Origin of the sequence: Streptomyces sp. NPDC050535, assembly GCF_044457665.1 — a bacterium.
Lineage (GTDB): Bacteria > Actinomycetota > Actinomycetes > Streptomycetales > Streptomycetaceae > Streptomyces.
In genome coordinates, this window is the sequence record NZ_JBITHE010000014.1 from 37,767 (window position 1) to 53,537 (window position 15,771).

Genomic DNA, 15,771 nt, shown 5'->3' on the forward strand with positions numbered 1-15,771 from the left:
ACAGAACACCAGGACGAAACACCCTGGCATCTGGATCCGCACATGATCGCCCGGACAGGCTCTAGCCGGGGATCCTGCCGCAGAGCCAGTTGCCGGGCTCTGCCGGGTCGTCGCTGATCCAGAACTGGCGCCACAGCAGCGCGAATTCCTCCCGGCTGAGGTGACCGTCGCCGTTCAGGTCGAGCAGTTCGAAGACGCCCGTCGTGTCAACGGGCCGTCCGTTCCACGTCTCGACGAGGTGACGGTGTTCCTCCGGGGAGATACGGCCGTCGCCATTGGCGTCGACGGCGTCGAAAACGGTGTCGGCAGTCGCCGTGACGTCCGCGACCATGGCCGGCAACCTGTCCACGAGCGCGAGGAGTTCACCCATGTCGACAGCCCCGTCGCCGTTGGTGTCACCGGTTTCCAGCAGAGCCGCCCACCAGCCCATCAGCAGCGTCTCCACCCGTGCGCCGAGCGCTGTTCCGGGCCTGGCCGCCGGGAGTTGGCTCCAGCGGGCGACGAGCGCCCGGAAATCGTCCTCGCGCAGAAAACCGTCGCCGTCCGCGTCGAACGCGGTGAACATCCCCTTGAGCTTGCGCTCCTGAAACGCACTGGCCACGAGCAGCCTCCCTCGACACAGACGCGAACCGCCGACAGCCGCCGTGTGCGACAACTGACGGTGTGCAACTGTAGGGCGGGACGCGCCCTCGCTCCCACGGGCACACGCGCGCGAACACTCACCCCCCCCGTCCGGGTTTCGGCCCTTCTCCCCTTCGCTCCGGGAAAGCCTGATGGTGAAGGTGGCGCCGCGCCCGGACACGCTGTTGACCGACAGCACGCCGCCGTGCGCCTCGGTGAGTTTCCGGGCGATGGACAGGCCAAGACCGCTGCCACCGGTCTTGCGGTTGCGGGACTTCTCCGCACGCCAGAACCGTTCGAAGACGAAGGGCAGGTCGGCTTCCGCGATGCCGGTTCCCGTGTCGGTCACCTCGATAAACGGCGGTGGCATCATCCCTGTGCGCGTGGAGGGTGACCCGACCGCCGGGCGGCGTGTGCCGGACGGCGTTGGACACGAGGTTGCCGACGATCTGACGCAGCCTCAGCGGATCGGCCCACAGCTCCAGCCGGGCCGGGCTGTGGACCAGCAGAGTGACCCCCGCGCTGTCCGCCGTGGCCCGGTGGGCGGCCGCCACATGCCGCAGAACGGCCTCGGCCGGTACGGGTTCCGGGTGCAGCCGCAGGGTGCCCGCGTCGACGGCGGCGAGATCCTGAAGGTCGTCGATGACGTGCTGCAGCAGCAGGACTTCTTCGAGGAGGGAGGCCGTCAGGTGCTGGTCCGCCTCGATGATGCCGTCCTGGGTCGCTTCCAGGGCGCTGCGGATGGTGCTCAGCGGAGTACGCAGTTCGTGCGCGATGTCGCTGACCATGACCTTGCGTTGCTGTTCGGTGCGTGCCCGGTGCTCGGAGAGTCCGTTGAACGCCGCCGTCAGCCGGCCGATCTCATCATGCCGGGCGACCGGCACCGGGGGCAGGTGCTCCTCGTGGCTCTGGGCTGCCTTGGTCAGGGCTCGCAGTGGGCGGACCAGGTGGACGCCGGTCACGACGGTGACGAACGCGGCGAGCAGCAGGACCGCCGCGGTGACGACGAGAATCCGAAGGGCGTTGGTCGGCGAGAGGTCGAAGGGCGCGGCCGTGGAGCCGGAGGTGTCGCCGACGTACAACAGCGCCGCGGGGGCGACGTAGGGCGCGAGTTGTTCGCGGCGGCCGGTGTCGATGCAGTTCTGCGCCGAGTGCCCGCTGGCGCCTCGCCCTGTGGTGGCGGACTCGAAGTCCAGTCCGAGGCGCACCGTGGGCAGTCCCTGGCGCCGCAGGCAGGCGTTGACCACCTCGTTGAGAGCGATGAGTGCGCGGTCCTCCTCGGCGGTCGCGGCGTCCAGTTCGAGCAGCCCGCAGTCGTTGGCGCGCTTGGCGCGGTACTGCTGCCTGCTCGCGCCCGCCATCTGATCCTCGAGCGAGACGTCGTACAGCAGTGTGATGACCGGACGACCCGACGGGGAGGGTGAACGCTCGAAGGGCACGCTCACGCCGGTGAGGCATGTCGCGACCGCGTCCGCCGCATGGTCGAGACGTTGCCGGTCTGACGCCCGAAGTGCGTTCGGAGCCGCTCGCGGTCACATCCGGCTGCGGTTCCTCACCGAGTCCATCGCTCTTTCCACCCTCGGCGGCCTGGCCGGCACCGTGCTCGGCGTCCTGGCCACCCTCGCCTACACCGCGTACCAGGGCTGGCCCCCGGTCATCTCCCTGAGCACAGTGGCCGGCGGCGTCGCAGGGACCGTCCTGGTGGGAGTGATCGCCGGACTGTACCCGTCACTGCGCGCCGCACGGCTGGCGCCCACGGAAGCGCTCGCCTCGGCATGAGACCGAAACCGGAGCCAGAAGTCCGACAGAGCCCAGGGGCCGGAGCCCGAAGACCGGAGCCAACGGCCCGGAGCCGCGTTCGGCTCGGACCACCCGAACCCAACCTGCCCTCGCAGAACCCGCAGAACCCGCAGATCGCGTAGATCGGGTAGATCGCGCAGAACCCGCTGATCTCGCGGATGCCGCAGCCCTCGGAGAGAAACCAGGAGACATGAACCTTCCCCACTGCCCTCCCGACGTCCAGGCCCGGTTCCGGATACCGTTCCGGTTTCCGGCGGGTATCGACGCTCCTCGTACCGGCCACGGCGGTCCTCGCGCTCGCCACCCTCACCGCGTGCGGCGGGGACACCGATTCCGGCACGGGCGTGGCATCCATCACCGAATCGGGCGCCGCTGCGTCCGGCAAGGAGCGGGGGAAGCAGACCCCGGACCCCGACGCGGGACGCCCTCAACTGCGCCTGGACACGAGCGAGGAGGAGGAGACCCGCCTGTTCAACGTCTGGTCGGCCTGCATCCATGACCACGGGGTGCCGATGCAAGCCATCGTCAAGGACGGCAAGGACGTCCCCGAGCAGTCCCAACGCGCCTATCCCGCAGCCGCCAAAGCGTGCATATCCAAGCTGCCCCTCGGTCCCCCCGAGCTGGACCGTGCGAAGAACCCGAACTACATGGACGACTTCCGGGCCGAGATCGCCTGTCTGCACAGGGCCGGCGTCAAGGTGGAGCCGAACGCCGACGGCGAGGGCTACACCTGGCCCTCCGGCGAGGTCAACGTGCCCAACCTGTCGGAACTCCAAAAGCGCTGCCGCATCGAGGCGTTCAGCGACAAGGACGAGTGACGAGCCACCGACGATGGGCCGCGCTGGTGCAGGGCTCTCCGCCCGGTCGGTTCGTCGGCCGCCGACGCCCACTGCTCCAGGCTTCACCCCGACCCCGTTCAGTGACCACGTCTGACCGGGATCCGTGACAACCTTCTGGATGAAGGGCCCAGCTGTCGGAGTGGGCCCGCAGGCGAGGGAAGGTGGGCGTGGTGGACGGCTGGGAGCGGGCGCGGATGGCCCTCGACGCGGCGGGCCTGGCACCCGACGCCCTTGCCGACTGCCGCCCTTTGACCGGAGGGACGTACAACACGGTCGAGGAGCTGCTCCTCAACGACGGCACCCGGTACGTGCTGAAGGTCCCGCCGCCGCCCACCGCCCCCGGCCTGCGGCATGAACAGCAACTCCTCGTCTCGGAGGCGGAGTTCTATCGCGCGGCGTCCTCGGTCGCTGTGCCCGCTCCCGAAGTCGTCGGACGTGCGCCCCTGGAGGGTCAGCTCCTGATGACCCACTGTCCCGGCACACCGTGGGGCGACCTGGGGCCCGATGAACAGCCAGTACTGCGCAGGGAGTTGGGCCGACTTGTGGCCCGTCTCCACACGGTGACCGGCCCCGGGTTCGGTTACCCTTCCGGTGCTCTCGGACCGCTCGCCCCGGACTGGCGTACGGCCTTCACCACCATGTACGACGCCGTTCTGGACGACGCCCGCCGCTACCACGCCTGGTTGCCCCGCACCGTGGACGAGGTGGCCCGCACGGCGAAGTCGGCGTACGACGCGCTGGACGAGGTCACCGTCCCGAGCCTGATCCACTTCGACCTCTGGCCGGGCAACATCCTGGTGGACCGCTCACGAACGGCACCCCGGATCGGCGGACTCATCGACGGCGAGCGCATGTTCTGGGGAGACCCCCTCGCGGACTTCGTCTCCCTGGCGCTGCTCGGTGACATCGAGCAGGACACGAACTTTCTGATGGGCTATCAAGAAGCTGGCGGACGGGTCGAGTTCGACCTGTCGGCTCGACAGCGCCTCGCGCTGTACCGCAGCTACCTCTACCTGATCATGCTCGTCGAGACCGTGCCTCGCGCAGTCGATGCCGAGCGCATTGCCTGGGTGCGTGAGTCGGTGGCCCCGGAGCTCGTCGCCGCGTTCGACGAGCTTGCTTGAGTCATGCCCGGCCGATCATGCCGTGATGAGGGCGTCGCGTGCCGGGTCGCCCGCGGTGAGAATGCTTTGGACGCCGAGGCAGCCCGTGGGGGAGCCGGGGCGGGAGGAGGGTCGGTGTTGTCGCAAAGGTCGGCGGGATCGCGGAAGTGAGTCGCAGGCACAGGGACTTCACAGCATGTCTGAACTCCGGGCGCTCTGCCCGCGTACGGTCAACTGGGTGCTGCGACCTGCACTGTGTGGTCCACATCCTCTCCTTCCGTCTGATTCCTTAGTGACACCTTCGAGGAGTACCGATGACCAATCCGCGCCTCGGCGACTGGCTGACGACGCGTCAGCCCCTTGTGCTGGGCCTGTTCCGCATAGTCCTTGGCCTGTTGTTCGCCAGCGAGGGCGCCGCCACGGTCTTCGGGGTGCTGGACCGGAAGGCGAGTCCGATGGGGGACTGGCCATTCTGGTACGCCGGAGTGATCGAGTTGGTGTGTGGCGTCCTTGTTCTCCTCGGGGTCGCGACCCGCAGTGCGGCGTTCATCAGCTCGGGCATCATGGCGTTCGCGTACTTCACGGAACACCAGCGCGACGGCCTCTTCCCCTTGCAGAACGGGGGACTTGCCCCGGTGCTCTTCTGCTGGGGATTCCTGCTCATCGTGTTCTCGGGCCCGGGCGCCTTCTCCCTTGCGGGGCTGGCCGGCCGCGAGAGGGACGCGCACTCGGTCCGGGGTCCGGTGGCCGAACAGTCCCGGTGACTGACGATCAATCACCGCCAGGTGAGTGTCCCCAAGCCAAGCGACCGCACCGCACTACCCGGTGCGGTCGCGTTTTTCTCTGTGTCCCGGCCGCCCGGCGAGCCGAGCGAGGCGGCCCGTCCGTCCAACGCGTGGCTTCGTGCCGTCGCCCACGACGTGCATACTCAGGCTTTGCGCGCGCACCGGCGTTCGCGAGAAGCAGGAGGTAGGCGATGGTGTCGACATCGGGGGCTGAGCCCCGGAAGGTCACGATCAACGACGTCGCCAGGTCCGCCGGAGTGTCCCGACAGACCGTGTCGCGGGCGCTCAACGACAAGGGCGAGATCGACAGCGACACCAAACAGCGCGTGCTGGACGCCGCTCGCGCGCTCGACTACCGGCCGAGCCGGTTCGCCCGGGGCCTGGTCCGGCAGGACACCATGACCATCGGACTGGTCATCCCCGATCTGCTCAACCCCTTCTTCACCGAGGTCGCGGCCTCCGCCATCGAGGCCGCCCGGTCCCGTGGCTGGCACGTCGTCGTGTACGACACCGCCGACCGGGCCGAGGAGGAGCGGGGCACGCTCCAGGTGATCAGTTCGCAGGTCGACGCGGTCATCGGATACTTCAGCTGCCCCGACAGCGAACTCGACTCGTTCACGCGCGGCATGCCTGTGGTGCTCATCGGCCGTGAGGGTACGTCCACGCGGTTCAGTTCGATCCGGATCGAGGGCCAGGACGGGGTGTACGCCGCGATCGCACACCTGGTCGCCAAGGGGCACACGCGGATCGGCATGCTCGACCACCACGCCCGGGCCGAGCCGAGCATCCGGCACACGTGGTTCACATCGGCCGCGAAGGCGCACGGGATCGACGCCGACATGATGGTCGGCGCGGATCAGACGGCCGACGGCGGCGGTGCGGCGCTCAGGGAGCTGCTCACCGCTCATCCCGATGTCACCGCGGTCTTCACGTTCAACGACATCATCGCGATCGGCGCCCTACGGGAAGCCCGACGGCTCGGCAGAAGCGTCCCGCAGGATCTGGCCGTCATCGGGTTCGACGGCCTTCAGCTCGGGGCGCTCCTGGAGCCCCCGCTCACCAGCGTCGCCCTCGACACGCGGCAGCTCGGCGCGCTCGCTGTCGAGCAGGTCGCACGGCTGCTTTCGGGACCGCAGACGCTCTCGGCCGTTGAGCTGGTCGTGCACGCAGAGCTGCGGCTCAGCGGGTCCGCTTAACACTCCGGAAACGCGTCCGCCTCGAATGTCTTGACATGGAACGGCGCCGAAGCGCAGACTTCCGAGCACTTCGCACAGCATCTCGCGAGGTACCTCCGAGCTTCCCCGTGAGCGTTCACGTGAGCGTTCACGGGACCGCTCACAAGTATCCATAACGATTATTTCCGCCCACCTCGCCACGGCGCTCGGCGCTTGAACCGACACCGTTGCATCCTGTCCCTTCCACCCAGAGGCAGTCCGCCCGCGGGATCAGCATCGAGCCGCCTAGCACCGTCGCTAGCCGTTGTCTGGAACGGAAAATATGAGCAACAGAGCCACACGCATCCGCTTCACCGCCGTCGCCGCGGCAGCCGGTCTGGTCGTACTCGCCGGATGCTCGTCGTCCGATTCCTCGGGGGAGTCGTCCGCTGCGTCCTGCGAGCCCGCGAAGGGCAAGGTGACGCTCCAGTACTGGAACACGGTTCCGGGCATGGACGATGTCGTCGACCTGTGGAACAAGAAGAACCCGGACATCCAGGTCGAGACGAAGAACATCTCCAACGACCAGTACGGCACCCTCGGCAACGCCCTCAAGGCGGACAAGGCGCCGGACCTCGCTCAGGTCGGCTACGACCAACTGCCCAACCTGCGCACCCAGAACGCCTTCGTGGACGCCTCCGGCTGCTCGGCAGCCACCGCGGCCAAGTCGAAGTTCGTGCCGTGGACCTGGTCGCAGACCAGCTTCGCCAACACCGGCGTGTTCGCCCTCCCGCAGGACACCGGACCGATGGCGCTCTACGTACGCAGTGACATCTTCAAGAAGTACGACGTCGCCGTCCCCAAGACCTGGGACGAGTACGCGGCGGCCGCCGAGAAGTTGCACAAGGCCGACCCCGACCTCGACATCACGTTCTTCGACCCCAACAACGCCGAATGGTTCAACGGGCTCATCTGGCAGAACAACGCCAAGATGTACAGCTACTCCGGCGACAAGTGGCACGTCACCGTCGAGTCGGACCAGAGCAAGCAGGTCGCGGAGTACTGGCAGAAGCTGATCGCCGACAAGGTCGTGCGCACCGACCTGGCCAACGGTTCGACGCAGATGTACGCCGCGTACCAGAAGGACCAGATCGCCAGCTACGTCGGCGCCGCCTGGGGTTACAGCATGTTCCGCGACAACCTGCCCAAGCAGGCCGGGAAGTGGAGCATCGTCCCGATGCCGACGTGGGGCGCGAACGGCGCTTCCGGTGACTGGGGTGGCTCGACGGTCGCGTTCATGAAGGGCGGCGAACACCTCTACGAGTCCGTCAAGTTCAACACCTGGCTCAACACCGACCCCGAAGCCCTCGCCCTGGAGAACAAGCTCGGCGGTCTCTACCCGGCCGCCAACGCCGGGCTGGACCTGCCCGCGCTGTCCGAGGGCGTTCCTTACTACAACAACGAGAAGATCTTCGACGTCTTCGCGGAGTCGTCCAAGAACATCGACACCAGCTTCGCCTGGGGTCCCACCCAGAAGACGGTGAACCTCGCGCTCCAGGACGCGATGGCCAAGGCGGCAGCAGGCGACGGCACGCTCACCGACGCGCTGTCGGCAGCCCAGACGGCCGCGCTGAAGTCGATGAAGGACCAGGCGATCCCGGTCACGGCAGGCGAGTGATCGCGGCATGACCGACCTCGCGACCCGTGCGACGCGCGTGGTGAAGTCGCCCGGGGGCCGCCGCCGTCATCTCAACGGCGGCGGCCCCCGGGCGGGCACCATCACCGCGTTCCTGATTCCCTTCTTCCTCCCGTTCGTGCTGTTCTACCTGGTGCCGGTCGGCTACGCGCTCTGGCAGAGTTTCCGCACCGTGCACCGCAGCGGAGGCCAGTACGGCACCTCGTACACGAGCTTCGGCGGTTTCGAGCAGTACCAGAAGGTCTTCGAGAACACCGAGTTCTGGTCCAGCATCGGGCGCATCGGACTGTTCGGCGTCGTGCAGGTGCCGGTCATGCTGTTCGTCGCCCTGATCATGGCCCTGCTCCTCGACACTCCGCTGCTGAAGCTCAGGTCTGTCTTCCGCATCACCGCGTTCATGCCGTACGCCGTGCCCGGTGTGATCGCCGCGATCATGTGGTCGTACCTCTACTCACCGCAGCTCAGCCCCGTCGTGGACCTGCTGAACGGCATCGGTCTCCAACCCGACTTCCTCGGTCCCGGGACCGTGCTCTGGTCGGCGGCGAACATCTCCACCTGGCTGTGGACCGGTTACAACATGCTCATCATGTACTCGGCCCTGCAGTCGATCCCGCAGGAGCTGTACGAGGCCGCCAAGCTCGACGGCGCCAGCAACTGGGCCATCGCGTGGCAGGTCAAGGTGCCGATCATCGCCCCGTCGATCGTCCTCACCACGGTGTTCTCGATCATCGGGACCCTCCAGCTGTACGCGGAGCCGGCCGTGCTGCGGCAGATCTCCTCGAACATCTCGAGCACGTTCACGCCGAACATGCTCGCCTACGCGGTGGCGTCGGGGAACAACTACCAGCAGGCCGCGGCGATCTCCGTGGTCATCGCCGTCATCACCTTCGTCCTGAGCTTCGGATTCATGCGACTGACCTCGAAGAGGGCCGGCCTGTGAGCAACCCATCCGTGAACCGTGAAAGCGCGGGCAGCCGCACGGCGGCCATGGCCCTGATGCTCCTGCTGGCCATCTACTTCCTGCTCCCGATCTACTTCCTCATCGTCGCGGCCACCAAGCCGCAGGGGGACCTCGCCACCACCAACGGGCTGGCCTTCTCGCACTTCAACCTGTTCGAGAACCTGCGCGTCCTGTTCACCCGCAGCGACGGCATCTTCGGACGGTGGGCCGTCAACACCGTGATCTACGCGGTGCTGGGAGCGGCAGTCGGCACCCTGATCTCCGCACTGTGCGGCTACGCGCTCGCCAAGTTCCGCTTCCGTGGGCGGGAGTTCCTCTTCTCCGTCATCCTCGGCGGCGTACTCGTGCCCACCACCGCGCTGGCGCTCCCGCTGTTCCTGCTGTTCTCGGCGACCGGTCTCGTCAACACCTACTTCGCGGTGTTCCTGCCCAGCATCGTCAGCCCGTTCGGTGTCTACCTGGCACGCATCTTCGCCAACGCGGCCGTGCCCCAGGAACTGATCGAGTCGGCACGCCTGGACGGCGCGGGTGAGTTCCGTACGTTCTTCTCGGTGGCGTTCAAGCTGATGACACCGGCCCTGGTGACCATCTTCCTCTTCCAGTTCGTCGCCATCTGGAACAACTTCTTCCTGCCGATGGTCATGCTGCAGAAGGAGGAGCTGTTCCCGATCACACTCGGCCTGTACCAGTGGAACGGTCAGACCGCCCGGGCCCCTCTTCTCCAGCAGTCCGTCATCACCGGTTCACTTGTGTCGATCGTGCCGGTGATCATCGTGTTCATCCTCCTCCAGAGGTTCTGGCGCACCGGTCTCGCCGCCGGTTCCCTCAAGTGACCGCTCGCGCCCGCTCTCCGTCTCCGCAAGCTCCATCAGCACAGAAGGTTCCTCTCGCCATGAGCAACTCCGCCGTCTTCGTGCCCCATTTCCACTGGGACCGGGAGTGGTACGAGCCGTTCCAGGTCTTCCGGCACCGGCTGGTCGCCGCCCTCGACACCGTGCTGGAGACGGCCGAGGCGAACCCGGACTTCCGGTTCACCGTCGACGGGCAGATGGCCGCGATCGAGGACTACCTGGAGATGCGGCCGGAGAACCGTGCCCGGGTCGTGGCCCTGGTCACCGAGGGACGGCTCGCGATCGGGCCCTGGCTCATCCTGCTGGACGAGTTCCTCTGCTCCGGCGAGACCATCGTCCGCAACCTTCAGATGGGGTGGGCGGCGGCGGCGGAGCTCGGCGGCGCGATGTCCATCGGCTATCTGCCGGACATGTTCGGCCACGTCGCGCAGATGCCGCAGATCCTCGCGCGCGCCGGCATCGAACACGCGGCACTGTGGCGCGGTGTGCCCAGCTCCGTCGACGGCCACGCCTTCCGCTGGCGCGCGCCCGACGGCTCCGAGGTGCGCACCGAGTTCCTCTTCGACGGCTACGACAACGGGCTCGACGTCCTTCTCGTGCCCGACCAGATCGGCCGCGCGCTGGGCGAGTACGCGGAGATGACGGTCGAGCGCTGGGGCGGCGATCCGGTCCTGGCGATGGCCGGCACCGACCACAACGCGCCCGACCCGCACCTCGCGGCGTGGCTGCGGCAGGCGTCCGCCGAGGGGCGCGCCATCACCATCGCGACCCTCGACGAGTACCTCCGCAAGCACGTGCGTGACGAGGTGTCCGCCGTCGTCACCGGGGAGTTGCGCAGCCATGTGCGCGGCAACATCCTCCCGGGCGTGCTCTCCGTACGGCTCGGGCTCAAGCAGCGGATGGCGGTCGCCGAGCGCACGATCGACCACGCCGAGCGGATGAACGCCCTGTGGTCCCAGCGCGACGACTCACCGTTCCTCTCCCTCGCCTGGCACAAGATCATCGAGTCGACCGCGCACGACTCGGTCGTCGGCTCCGGTACCGACGAGACATGTGACCAGGTCGCCGCCCGCCTCGCGGAGGCCGCACAGACCGCACGCGCCGTCCGGGACGCGGCGCTCGCCGAACCCGCCGCCCTGGTGCCGAGCGACGGCCATCTGATCGCCAACCCGCTGCCCATCGAGCGCACGACGCTGGTCGAGGTGGACGTCGTCGCCCCGCCCGAGGGAACGAGGCTGGTCGCGACCGCCGCCGACGGCACCGCGCACCCCGTACAGCTGATCGCCGAGGCACCGACGGTCCTCAGCGACGAGCGCATGGACGCCTCACAACTCGAACGCGTGCTGCGCCGTATCCACCGCCGCGAACTGTTCGGCCGGCTCATCGACCACTACGAACTCACCGCCGGCTCGCTCGTCTTCCACCTCGCCGAGGTTCCCGCCGGCGGGCCGTTCGACCTGCTGATCCTGCGCCGGGAGGTCGCCGCCGCGGCCGCCGCGCATCCGGGGGAGTGGCGGGTACTGACGGTGGAAGAGGCCCGGGCCACTGCCCTCGTGCCCGTGCGGGTTCCCGCCTCGGGGCTGACCGCCTTCCGGGTCGAGCCGCGCGAGGACACCTCCGCCCCGCCGTCTTCGTACCCGCCCGCGACGGCGACGGCCAGCACACTTTCCAACGGCCTGATCGAGGTCGCGGTCACCGCCGACGGCACACTGGACATCACCGGTTCGGACGGCACCGTACTGAACGGCGTCGGTCGCCTCGTCGACGGCGGTGACCGCGGCGACAGCTACAACTACGCTCCTCCGGCGCATGACGTCCTTGTCTCGGACCCGACGGAGGTCACCGTCGAGCTTCTCGAGGACGGCCCGCTGCGGTCACGGCTGCGTGTCACCCGCGTCTACGCGTGGCCCGCCGCGCTCTCCTCCGACCGCGACCTGCGCGACGAACGGACCCTGCCGACACCGGTGGAGACACTCGTGGAGGTACGTGTCGGGGAACCCTTCGTGCGGATCTCCACCTCGTTCTTGAACCAGTCGGCGGACCACCGGCTGCGCTTCCACGTGCCGCTGCCCGAGCCGGTGACCACGTCCTCCTCCGCCGGGCAGTTCGCCGTCACCGAGCGCGGTCTCACCGCCGAGGGCGGCTGGGGCGAGTACCCACTGCCGACCTTCCCGGCCAGTACGTTCGTGTCGGCCGGCACCGCCACTGTCCTGCTCGACCACTCCAGCGAGTACGAACTCGTCGGGGACGGCTCCGAACTCGCCGTCACACTGCTGCGCGCGATCGGCTCGATCAGCGTCAACATCCATCCTCTCCGCGACGAACCCGCGGCGAGCGAGATCCCCGCGCCGGGAGCGCAGGACCTCGGTATGCGTATCCAGAACCGCTTCGCCGTCCTCCCCTCCGCGACCGGGTGGCGCGGGGCGAACGCGGTCGCTCTCGCCGAGGAGTTCCGCAACGACGTGCTCGTCACCCGCGGGACCGCGCCCGGCGGAGGCCAACTGCCGCCCGACACAGCCGGGTTGCGGGTCGACGGCCCGAACGTCCTTGTGTCCAGCGTCCGCCGCGTCACCGACGACGAGTTCGGGGCCGGCACCGAGGTGCGGCTGGCCGCGATGCACGACACCGGGTCCACGGTCCGCGTGACAGGCGCGTTCTCCGAGGCCACCACCGTGGATCTGCTCGGCCGGCCGATCTCCCGCACCGAGGCCTCGGACCATCTCGAACTCGACCTCGGGCCATGGGAGATCCGCACGGTCGTACTCCGGTAGAGCACCGTCGTACACCGGTGGACCCCATTGGCGATACGCCGCCCCGCACGGCGATCGCGGTCGACGTCAGCTTCCCCCGTGACACCAAGAAAGCGTTGTGACCTCTTGCCCACCGAGCTCTCCCCCCAGGTTTCGGACATCGCGCCAGGGCGTGGCGCACTGCTCCCGGCGCGCTCGTGGCTGCACTCCGACGCGCCCTCGTGCTCACTGAACGGGCCGTGGCGGTTCCGGCTGTCGCCGACGGCGTCGGTCACGGAGGAATTCGCCGCCGACGGCTTCGACGACCACGGCTGGGACAGCATTCCCGTGCCGTCCCACTGGGTGCTGGAGGGCGACGGAGCGTACGGCCGGCCGATCTACACGAACATCCAGTTCCCCTTCCCGATCGACCCGCCCCACGTTCCGGACGAGAACCCGACCGGCGACTACCGCCGCCACTTCGACGTCCCCGCCGACTGGTCGGACGCCGAACGGGTGGTGCTGCGCTTCGACGGCGTCGAGTCGCTGTTCCGGGTGTGGGTCAACGGCGTCGAGATCGGCAGCGCGAGCGGGAGCCGGCTCGCCCACGAATTCGACGTGACCTCCGCGGTGTGCACGGGCGACAACGTCGTCGCCGTACGGGTACATCAGTGGTCGGCGGCCAGCTATGTCGAGGACCAGGACCAGTGGTGGCTGCCGGGCATCTTCCGCGATGTCACCCTGGTCGCCCGGCCCGCCGGAGGCATCGAGGACGTCTGGCTGCGGACCGGCTTCGACCACGGGCGCGGACGGATCGAAGCGGAGATCACCGCCGACGCGGCCGCGTTCCCGGTCACCCTGCGCATCCCGGAACTCGGTATCGAACACGTATGGGCCACGCCGGCCGACGTGGCTCCCCTCGACGTCACCGGCGTGGAGCCCTGGTCGGCCGAACGGCCCCGCCTGTACGACACCACCGTGTTCACGGCCGCGGAGAGCATCGCGCTGCGTACGGGGTTCCGCACGGTCGAGATCCGCGGCGACCGGTTCCTGGTCAACGGCAGCCGAGTCGTGTTCCACGGGGTGAACCGGCATGAGACGCACCCCGAGCGCGGCCGCGTCTTCGACGAGGAGCACGCCCGCGAGGACCTGGCCCGCATGAAGCGGTTCAACGTCAACGCCATCCGCACCAGCCACTACCCCCCGCATCCCCGGCTGCTCGACCTGGCCGACGAACTCGGCTTCTGGGTGGTCCTCGAATGCGATCTGGAGACGCACGGCTTCGAAAAGGTCGACTGGGCCGGCAATCCGAGTGACGACCCGGCCTGGCGCGAGGCATTTCTGGACCGCGTCCGGCGCACCGTCGAACGGGACAAGAACCATCCCAGCATCGTCATCTGGTCGCTCGGCAACGAAGCCGGGACCGGTGGCAATCTGGCCGCCATGTCGGCGTGGGTCCACGCCCGCGACACCGGACGTCCTGTGCACTACGAAGGTGACTACACCGGCGAGTACACCGACATCTACTCGCGCATGTACGCGTCGGTGCCGGAGACCGAGCGGATCGGCACGGACAGCGCGCGCTCCACGCTGCTGAACTGCACTCCCGCGCAGAGCGCCCGGCAGCGCGCCAAGCCGTTCCTGCTGTGCGAGTACGCGCACGCGATGGGCAACGGGCCGGGCGCGTTCGACCAGTACGAGGCACTCGCACGGCAGTATCCGCGGCTGCACGGCGGCTTCGTATGGGAATGGCGCGATCACGGCATCCTCGCCACCGCCCCGGACGGGACGCCGTACTACGCCTACGGCGGCGACTTCGGAGAGGTCGTGCACGACGGCAACTTCGTGATGGACGGCATGCTGTTGAGCGACGACGTCCCCACCCCCAGCCTCCACGAGTACAAGGCGGCCGTGCAGCCGGTGGAGTTCGTCTTCGACGACGGGAAAGTCGCGGTCACGAACCTGCGGCATTCGGCCGACACGTCCGACCTGCGTTTCCGCTGGCGGGTCGAACACGATGGAGTCCCCGTCGATTCAGGGGACTTGGAGCTCCCCGTCGTCGACGCCTGCGAGTCGGGGCGGGCGCCACTGCCTCAGATCACCGTCAGCCCCGATGCCGAGACGTGGCTCACGATCGACGCGACGCTGGCAGCGCCAACCCCATGGGCACCCGCGGGACATGTGATCGCGACGGCCCAACTGGACTGCTCGACACGGCAACCCGTGCCCGCGGTCCGCTCACGGAACGACTGGCGACCGGGTGACGGAACCCTGTCGCTCGGAACCGCCGGGTTCACCGGCGGATCACTCGCCAGCCTGGCCGGCCGCGCCGTGAGCGGGCCACGGCTGGAGCTGTTCCGCGCGCCGACCGACAACGACGAAAGCCCGTCCGACGAGGTCGAGGAGAGCGACGCCAGCATCGCCGGGGTGTCCAACGCGGACCTGTGGCGTCGTGACGGCCTCGACCGGCTCACCACCCGGCGCCTCTCCGTGGAGCACGCCGAGGACGCCCTGCGCACGCTCGACAAGGTCTCCGCGGCGAACTCCGTGTTGTGGGTGATGGTGGAGTCCAACTGGTCCATCGAAGAGGGTGAGTTGGAGCTGCGCGTGGAGATCGAGCCCTCGCGTGGCTGGCGCACCGGGTGGCCTCGGATCGGGATCCGCTTCGAGCTGCCCGACGCCGTGGCTCCCGTGGACGGGGCGGAGTGGTTCGGCCTGGGCCCACTGGAGTCCTATCCCGACAGTCTCCGCGCGGCTCGCACGGGCCGCTTCTCGTCCACGATCCGCGACCTTTCGGTCGACTACGCGCGCCCTCAGGAAACCGGACACCGCTCCGAGCTCCGCCGGCTGACACTGACGAGTGCTGCCACCGAGGTGCTGCGCATAGAGGCCCTCCCCGACAGCCGGGGGCGCCGCCCCGGCTTCACCCTCAGCCGCCACACCCCCCAGCAGATCGCCCGAGCCGGCCACCCCTTCGAGCTCGGCGACTCGACGACGAGCCACCTGATCATCGATGCGGCGCAACACGGTCTCGGCTCGCGTGCGTGCGGACCGGACGTGTGGCCCGAGTTCGCGCTCCGCCCGGAGGCGCGCACGATCAGGCTGCGCATCTCGGCGGGATAGAGGTCCGCGCCGATGCCCCCGCCCGGGTCTCCCTGTTGCCGCCGAAGAGGATCTCGCGAGTGACCGTGCGCCGGAGGGAGCGACGTACGACCCGGTTGCGGGACGTGCG

Annotated in this window: 11 protein-coding genes and 2 pseudogenes; 10 read left to right on the plus strand and 3 right to left on the minus strand. The window is 68.6% G+C overall.

Annotated elements, in window-relative coordinates; genetic code table 11:
• Positions 1 to 61: 61 nt before the first annotated feature.
• The 3 genes and pseudogenes from ACIBLC_RS27840 to ACIBLC_RS27850 all read right to left on the minus strand — a co-directional run.
• Positions 62 to 601 (minus strand): EF-hand domain-containing protein, encoded by a 540-nt coding sequence (locus tag ACIBLC_RS27840; RefSeq protein WP_399214142.1) that lies wholly within the window; start codon positions 599 to 601, stop codon positions 62 to 64.
• A gap of 219 nt (positions 602 to 820) precedes the next feature.
• Positions 821 to 994 (minus strand): annotated as a pseudogene (locus tag ACIBLC_RS27845) (ATP-binding protein); the annotation flags it as partial.
• Positions 995 to 1,001: 7 nt separating this feature from the next.
• Positions 1,002 to 1,982: pseudogene (locus ACIBLC_RS27850) on the minus strand (sensor histidine kinase); the annotation flags it as partial.
• Positions 1,983 to 2,070: 88 nt separating this feature from the next.
• Here ACIBLC_RS27850 and ACIBLC_RS27855 point away from each other — a divergent pair.
• The 10 genes from ACIBLC_RS27855 to ACIBLC_RS27900 all read left to right on the plus strand — a co-directional run bounded on the left by ACIBLC_RS27855 (position 2,071) and on the right by ACIBLC_RS27900 (position 15,662).
• Complete coding sequence (locus ACIBLC_RS27855) at positions 2,071 to 2,400, plus strand: ABC transporter permease (RefSeq protein ID WP_399213974.1); 330 nt, start codon at positions 2,071 to 2,073, stop codon at positions 2,398 to 2,400.
• A gap of 365 nt (positions 2,401 to 2,765) precedes the next feature.
• Positions 2,766 to 3,239, plus strand: coding sequence for a hypothetical protein (locus ACIBLC_RS27860; protein WP_399213975.1), 474 nt, complete (start codon positions 2,766 to 2,768; stop codon positions 3,237 to 3,239).
• A gap of 191 nt (positions 3,240 to 3,430) precedes the next feature.
• The gene (locus ACIBLC_RS27865; protein ID WP_399214143.1) at positions 3,431 to 4,384 is read left to right on the plus strand and encodes a phosphotransferase family protein; all 954 of its coding nucleotides are present in this window, start codon (positions 3,431 to 3,433) and stop codon (positions 4,382 to 4,384) included.
• Between the two features lie 293 nt (positions 4,385 to 4,677).
• Positions 4,678 to 5,127: a DoxX family protein gene (locus ACIBLC_RS27870; RefSeq protein ID WP_399213977.1), complete on the plus strand. Its 450-nt coding sequence runs from the start codon at positions 4,678 to 4,680 to the stop codon at positions 5,125 to 5,127.
• A 212-nt stretch (positions 5,128 to 5,339) separates the two neighbouring features.
• Complete coding sequence (locus tag ACIBLC_RS27875; RefSeq protein WP_399213978.1) at positions 5,340 to 6,344, plus strand: LacI family DNA-binding transcriptional regulator; 1,005 nt, start codon at positions 5,340 to 5,342, stop codon at positions 6,342 to 6,344.
• 301 nt (positions 6,345 to 6,645) lie between these two features.
• Positions 6,646 to 7,980: an ABC transporter substrate-binding protein gene (locus ACIBLC_RS27880; protein WP_399213979.1), complete on the plus strand. Its 1,335-nt coding sequence runs from the start codon at positions 6,646 to 6,648 to the stop codon at positions 7,978 to 7,980.
• A gap of 7 nt (positions 7,981 to 7,987) precedes the next feature.
• Positions 7,988 to 8,938, plus strand: a complete 951-nt coding sequence (locus ACIBLC_RS27885; protein ID WP_399213980.1) for a carbohydrate ABC transporter permease — start codon at positions 7,988 to 7,990, stop codon at positions 8,936 to 8,938.
• A gap of 47 nt (positions 8,939 to 8,985) precedes the next feature.
• Positions 8,986 to 9,792, plus strand: coding sequence for a carbohydrate ABC transporter permease (locus tag ACIBLC_RS27890; RefSeq protein ID WP_399214144.1), 807 nt, complete (start codon positions 8,986 to 8,988; stop codon positions 9,790 to 9,792).
• A gap of 59 nt (positions 9,793 to 9,851) precedes the next feature.
• On the plus strand, positions 9,852 to 12,581 hold the full coding sequence (locus tag ACIBLC_RS27895; RefSeq protein WP_399213981.1) for a glycosyl hydrolase-related protein: 2,730 nt from the start codon (positions 9,852 to 9,854) through the stop codon (positions 12,579 to 12,581).
• Positions 12,582 to 12,686: 105 nt separating this feature from the next.
• Positions 12,687 to 15,662 carry a glycoside hydrolase family 2 TIM barrel-domain containing protein gene (locus ACIBLC_RS27900; RefSeq protein WP_399213982.1) on the plus strand — a complete coding sequence of 992 codons (2,976 nt, stop codon included), beginning with the start codon at positions 12,687 to 12,689 and terminating at the stop codon, positions 15,660 to 15,662.
• The last annotated feature ends 109 nt before the right edge of the window (positions 15,663 to 15,771 follow it).

Bases quoted from the DNA above. Each gene is read 5' to 3' on its own strand.
- ACIBLC_RS27880 (WP_399213979.1), top strand. From the start codon at position 6,646: ATGAGCAACAGAGCCACACGCATCCGCTTCACCGCCGTCGCCGCGGCA.
- ACIBLC_RS27885 (WP_399213980.1), top strand. From the start codon at position 7,988: ATGACCGACCTCGCGACCCGTGCGACGCGCGTGGTGAAGTCGCCCGGG.
- ACIBLC_RS27895 (WP_399213981.1), top strand. From the start codon at position 9,852: ATGAGCAACTCCGCCGTCTTCGTGCCCCATTTCCACTGGGACCGGGAG.
- ACIBLC_RS27875 (WP_399213978.1), top strand. From the start codon at position 5,340: ATGGTGTCGACATCGGGGGCTGAGCCCCGGAAGGTCACGATCAACGAC.
- ACIBLC_RS27870 (WP_399213977.1), top strand. From the start codon at position 4,678: ATGACCAATCCGCGCCTCGGCGACTGGCTGACGACGCGTCAGCCCCTT.
- ACIBLC_RS27890 (WP_399214144.1), top strand. From the start codon at position 8,986: ATGGCCCTGATGCTCCTGCTGGCCATCTACTTCCTGCTCCCGATCTAC.